General features: G+C 61.8%; 5 protein-coding genes. 4 read left to right on the plus strand and 1 reads right to left on the minus strand.

What is annotated here, in order from left to right; all coding sequences use genetic code 11:
* The first annotated feature begins 381 nt into the window (after positions 1-381).
* The 4 genes from ACK5KK_RS08520 to ACK5KK_RS08535 all read left to right on the plus strand — a co-directional run bounded on the left by ACK5KK_RS08520 (position 382) and on the right by ACK5KK_RS08535 (position 4,829).
* Entirely contained in the window at positions 382-825 is a 444-nt protein-coding gene (locus tag ACK5KK_RS08520; RefSeq protein ID WP_416889659.1) for a hypothetical protein, read from the plus strand.
* Between the two features lie 281 nt (positions 826-1,106).
* Positions 1,107-1,796, plus strand: coding sequence for a hypothetical protein (locus ACK5KK_RS08525; RefSeq protein ID WP_416889660.1), 690 nt, complete (start codon positions 1,107-1,109; stop codon positions 1,794-1,796).
* A gap of 46 nt (positions 1,797-1,842) precedes the next feature.
* Positions 1,843-2,919 carry a peptidoglycan-binding domain-containing protein gene (locus tag ACK5KK_RS08530; protein ID WP_416889661.1) on the plus strand — a complete coding sequence of 359 codons (1,077 nt, stop codon included), beginning with the start codon at positions 1,843-1,845 and terminating at the stop codon, positions 2,917-2,919.
* Positions 2,920-2,936: 17 nt separating this feature from the next.
* Positions 2,937-4,829 (plus strand): ATP-binding cassette domain-containing protein, encoded by a 1,893-nt coding sequence (locus tag ACK5KK_RS08535; RefSeq protein ID WP_416889663.1) that lies wholly within the window; start codon positions 2,937-2,939, stop codon positions 4,827-4,829.
* Between the two features lie 143 nt (positions 4,830-4,972).
* On the opposite strand, the gene ACK5KK_RS08540 is transcribed toward ACK5KK_RS08535, so the two are convergent.
* A complete protein-coding gene (locus ACK5KK_RS08540) occupies positions 4,973-5,242 on the minus strand; it encodes a transposase (RefSeq protein ID WP_416889662.1) in 270 nt (89 codons plus the stop codon).
* Positions 5,243-5,528 lie beyond the last annotated feature (286 nt).

The following is a 5,528-nucleotide window of genomic DNA, read 5'->3' on the forward strand; positions in this document are numbered from 1 at the left end:
GTGGTGCACGTCGAGGTCTTCCGGCGGATGGGCAGTGTGAGAACTTCCATCCTGGAAGACCTCGACGCCTATCCGCGAACCAGCCGGCGCCCCTCGACTACACCCTTGATTCCGAAGAGCCACTAAATTATCCGCGCCCCCTTAGTCCAGTCCAGCGGACATATTCATGCGTAGCGTGTTCCCACCGGCGGAATATCGTAGCGTCCTGCCCGCTGGCAGCACCGGCTCCGCGGGCCGAGGCAACGCGCCCGAGGGTGGATCGCGACACCCGGACCGTCGAGCTCATGACGACTGCGCAATTGACCTCACCGCGACTCGCCCAGTAGCCTTCGATCGAGACGCCGATCACGAAATCGGATCGATGATGAATGGGAGAATCGGATGTCGGGAGCCAAAACCAGAAAGATGGCGGGAGCAATTCTCGCGGGAGTCATTGCTCTGGGCGGTGTAGCAATCGCAAGCCCTGCTTACGCGGCCGGAGACTGCGGAAAGTACGCGTGCTTCTGGAAGGACACCAACTTCAAGACCAACGGGTACACGGGTGGACATATCGGGATGAACTACTGCATCAAGGAGTTCGTAGCATTCAACTACGCCGGAACTTCTCTCCACGGCCACGACAATGTCAGTTCGCATGCGAATAATGCGTCCTTCACGAGCTTTGTCATGTACAAGGATGAGTACTACGGAGGCCAGTCTAAAACCGTACAGCCGGGAGTAAGAGACGCCGACTACACCAACGGGACTCCGACCGGCAACTGGAACGACACTGTCGATTCCGCCCGTTTCAGCGACGAATACAATACCGCCCGTTGCAAACTCTAGCTAGTCGGCGACATCACCGCCCTGATGCGAGTCTTGTGGCATAGGGCAGTGATGTCGCATCTATTGTAGAAGGAGTATCTGTGAGATTCGAGGATCGATGGCGGTTTCGCGGCGTGATCGTTGTAGCGTTAGGCCTCGCTTCGGCCACGTCGTTGAGTGCATGTTCAGCGGGAACTGGGGCGGAAGTTGGTCTTCCCGAGCAGAATCGAGAGCAGTGGGTTATGCCCTCCGAGGCCTACCGCATTAGTTGGGAACAATGGGGAACTCTCGAATACTCTGACATGCTGGTCACGGCCAAGTGCATGACGGACGCGGGCTACCCGATGTCTGTGCCATTCAAGGACCTGACAGAGGCGTGGAAGGTGGCTGCGTGGACGTCGAATGGAGTGCGTTACTTCAATGAGAGACTCGCTGCCACCTACGGGTACACCGAAGGGCATCCTGAGCTGCCCAACGAGGAGGAGTGGCGCGCATTTTATGATCAAGACTTCAGTGACGAAAAGCGCGCCGCACTCGACGATTGTCGCGATGCACACGCAGACGAACTTGTCGGGCGACAAGCCACCGATATCTACAACCTGGGTGCCGAATTCGTGTGGAATGCGGCCGAGGCGGCCGACGCGACACCGGCGGTACAAGAGGCCGCGGCTAGATGGCGTGAGTGCATGAAGCCGCTGGGTCTCGTGGATCTCCCGTCGTCACCTTACCCGGTCATGCCAACGGAGTCGCAGCGCGCGAGGTTCGAGGAGGAGCACCCGTCTCCCGGGCCCCTACAGCTGCATGACGCCATGTTTGACGCTGCGTGCCGGGAGTCTTCCGGGTATGCCGAGGCGGCCTATGAAGCTGAGTGGGACGAAGAGCACCGCATTATTGCCGAGAATATTGACGAGTTCGAGCGAATCCGTACCGAGGGCGACAAGTACTACCAACAGGCGGTGAGGACGATTGCCGAACTCGGCGCGTCGAGTTGACGCATCGTGGCCGAACCGGAGGCGCGCATGGGCGACAGTTGCGATCGTGGCGGTTGCCGCAATACTAGTCGCTGGCGGTTGGTTCGCGTCGACCCTGTTCGTATCACCCGAGCAGCGGGAAGCAGCTGCCGCTCCACCGGCGCCTGAAGCGGTACTGGCCCCAGTGGAAAGGGGTGTGCTTGCCGAATCCGTGACCATTTCCGTCACCTCGGGGCGCACGAACGTAGGTTCGTACCCACTACCGACGGGCGCGGGCGCAATCAACGTGGTGACCGCGCGTACCGTCAAGTTGGGGGCTGAGGTCTCGACGGGGGATGTCGTGAGCGAGGTCAATGGTCGACCTGTGATGGTGATCGAGGGAGTATTCCCGTTCTTTCGAGACCTCGGCGTCGGCGACAGTGGCACTGATGTCCGCCAGTTGCAGCGCGCGCTCGCGGGTGCCGGGTACGACATTCGTGAAACAGGCGAACTGGGACAAGCAGACGCGTACGCGATGGCCGAGATGTATCGGAAGGTCGACTACGCTCCCCCTTCGGAGGGTCTCCTTGCATTGTCTGAGACGATCGTGTCGCCTGTCCCCAGCGTGGTTGTCGCGGCGCCTGCGGTCGGTACCGCGGTTGATGGGTCGGTCGGCGTCACACTGGGGAGCGGAGAGCTTGTGGGGCGGGCGAGTGTGCCGCCCGCCTTTGCGAGCAAGCTCAGTGAGGGACTTGAGGGAGTGATCTACGGCACAGACACTGTGGTGGAAATCATGCGCGTTGTCGTTGCCGGCGCAACAGAGAATGAGGCGGATGCAGACCTTCCAGGCAATTCGGCCAGTTCGAATTTGGACCAGACCGCGGACCCCGAGGTAATCGTCAGGATGATATTCCCCGAAGGGACCACGGAAGGGACGGTGGAGTTCGAAACAGATCGTGTTGCGGACAGCGCGTTGATTGTGCCGTCTACAGCGCTGATCCGTTCGGGAAGCGGGAAAACACAGGTCGCGCGAGCGGGGCGTGACGGTGAAGATGCGACTGTTCTCGTGGACGTGGCAGTGATCGGTGAACTCAACGGCCGGTCCGCGATTGAACCGTCCGAGGGCGGCATGATCGTCGAGGGTGACCTGGTGGAAGTTGGATGAGTGAGTCCGCGCCATTGATGCGCTTGCGCGCGGTTACTCGCACGTACGCTGGCCCGCCTTCGGTGCGAGCACTTCGTGGCGTCGACTTGTCCATCGCTGAAGGCGAAATCGTTGCGATCGAAGGACCTTCGGGCGGCGGCAAGTCCACGTTGCTGAACATCTTGGGGTTGCTCGACCACCCGACCGACGGTGATGTCATAGTTGCTGGCCGTTCGGTCACCGGCGACAACGACCGCGCACTGAGCGCAACACGAAGTGACATGTTCGGCTTCGTTTTCCAGGGTTTCCACCTTCTGGATCGGCGACCGGTGTTCGAAAGTGTTGAATTGGCCCTCATGTACCGGGGCGTACCACTCAAGCAGCGGCGACAACTCGCGGCAGAAGCGCTCGAAACCGTCGGACTCGGCGGCTACGGTCCCCGACTGGCGTACGAACTTTCCGGTGGTCAACGCCAACGAGTCGCTATAGCACGTGCCTTGTCGACCGGCGCCCCCATCCTCATCGCCGACGAGCCCACGGGCAACCTCGACTCCGCCAATGCGGAACAAGTTGTTGACGCCCTACACGTTGCCAACCAGTCCGGGGCGACGGTTGTCATCGTGACGCATTCCCCCGACGTAGCCGCCACTGCTCGGCGACGGATTACCATCCGCGACGGCCAGCTGTCTGGCACCGCAATAGGTCCCGGCGATGCTGCGCACGCACGCGACTCAGATACGAACGTTATGCGGTCAGGGGTGCAGGTTGGGCGGCCATCACAGTTACGGCTGCGTGACCTGATAGACGATGCCGTGAGCGGCCTCGCCTCAAAGCTCATTCGGACGATCGCCCTGATCGCCGCCGTGGCGCTCGGTGTCGGACTCACGATTGCCACTATAGGTGTATCCGACTCGGCCCGCGCCCAGGTGGCATCCACCTTCGACCGTCAGCTCAACCGCGATGTCACTGTCGCGTGGGAAGAACCCGCTCTCAGTGGGCTCAGCCCTGAATTCATCAACGATGCCGCAGGTCGCGTCGCGGCACTCAAAGGCGTCGAACACGTCGGCATCCTCACCATTGAACGGGAGTCGAAGATCTGGACCGCGGTGGACCAAGAACCTCTTTATCCGAACGGCTATGCGATTACCAACGATGTCATTCCTGCAGCACGCCTAGACGTCACGTGGGTGCCAAACCACGCGCCCGAACTCGCCCCAGGCGAAGCGCTCATCGGCACCGCCCTGGCCAGCCAACTTGGACTCGGACCACTCATCGTAGAACCGACCGTTTACCTCGCGGACCGAAGCGTGACCATCGTCGGAGTCATCAGCGACTCACCCCGACTCCCTCAACTGCTCGGGGCCGTTGTCTTCCCTGCCGCTGACGCGCAACCAAGCGGCGAAACAAGCATAATCATCCGAACTAGCCCCGGCGCCGCTCAACAAGTCGCCCGCCAAGCACCACTCGCGATCAACTACTTTGACCCTGATTCTCTCACCGTCGACGCGCCTCCCGACCCACGCACACTCCGCGGCGAGATCGAATCCAGCGTGCAAGTCACCCTGCTGATCGTGTCGGGCATCGCACTTCTAGGCGCGATCGCAAGCCTTGCGAACGCGATGGTTCTGGCGATCACCGAGCGCTCACGCGAGATCGGGCTTCGGCGCGCCCTCGGCGCACGCCGACACGACATCTCCGGACTCATTATGATCGAGGCTGCCATCATGGGCTTCGTCGGCGGGCTCGCAGGGCTCACCCTAGGCCTCCTAGGAATTCTAGCCTTCACGATCACGCAAGGATGGCTCCCCGTTTTCGATCTCCGACTGGCAGGTCTCGCTATCGCAGGTGGGATGATCGTCGGCATTCTCGGAGGCACCGCCGCAGCCAGCCGAGCAGCACGAATCCAGCCAGCCGACGCGCTCCGACAGTAGCGGGATACTCAGGGCTTGTCGCCTTATCGGACGAATGGGTCGCAAGTGAGCGCACAGCCTTGCTGTTCGAGGAATCGCACAACCGACTCGCGAATACCGCAAGACTTGGCTTTCGACGCCAAGGAAGTGGCATTCCAGCGGCCTCACCGCCCAGGACGTGCCCGAAGAGCGACTCCCTCCGCGACAAGTATCCGACGGACGACCCCAAAACTCGAACCGCGACGAGCCGCACGCCGCAACACCTCGTTCTCCTGCTCGAGCAACCGGATCCGCTTCTTCAGCTCGCGGATCTCCGCGGCCTCGGTCCGCGACTGACCGGGCTTCGCGCCCTCGTCGATGTCGGCGCGGCGGAGCCACTTCTGCAGGGTCATCGGGTGAACCCCGAAGCCCCTCGCGATCTGCTCGATCGTCACTCCGGGCTCACGGCCCCGCGCGACCGGAATTTGTCAAATCAAGTGAGACGTGGGGGTGGTGCCGCGCAGCGTGAGTTGGTACGGCCAGTCCAGCGATCTGGTACTGGTGTTCTGGGGAGGCGGCACCGGCTCTCGTTGTTGCTCGCGAGCCGGCGCCGCCTCCGCCGTGTTACTCCCAGTAGTCCTCGCCTGCGCGGGCGTGGTCGTTGCGGAGTCTCCGCATGTCGATCTGGCCGAGGTTGATGGTTCGGGCGTGGTTGGAGAGCCTGTTGACGATGGAGTCCGC

The sequence above is a fragment of the Microbacterium sp. genome (assembly GCF_047972865.1).
GTDB lineage: Bacteria > Actinomycetota > Actinomycetes > Actinomycetales > Microbacteriaceae > Microbacterium.

Coding starts and splice junctions, on each gene's coding strand:
- ACK5KK_RS08520 (WP_416889659.1), top strand. CDS start 382: ATGTCGGGAGCCAAAACCAGAAAGATGGCGGGAGCAATTCTCGCGGGA.
- ACK5KK_RS08525 (WP_416889660.1), top strand. CDS start 1,107: ATGCTGGTCACGGCCAAGTGCATGACGGACGCGGGCTACCCGATGTCT.
- ACK5KK_RS08535 (WP_416889663.1), top strand. CDS start 2,937: ATGCGCTTGCGCGCGGTTACTCGCACGTACGCTGGCCCGCCTTCGGTG.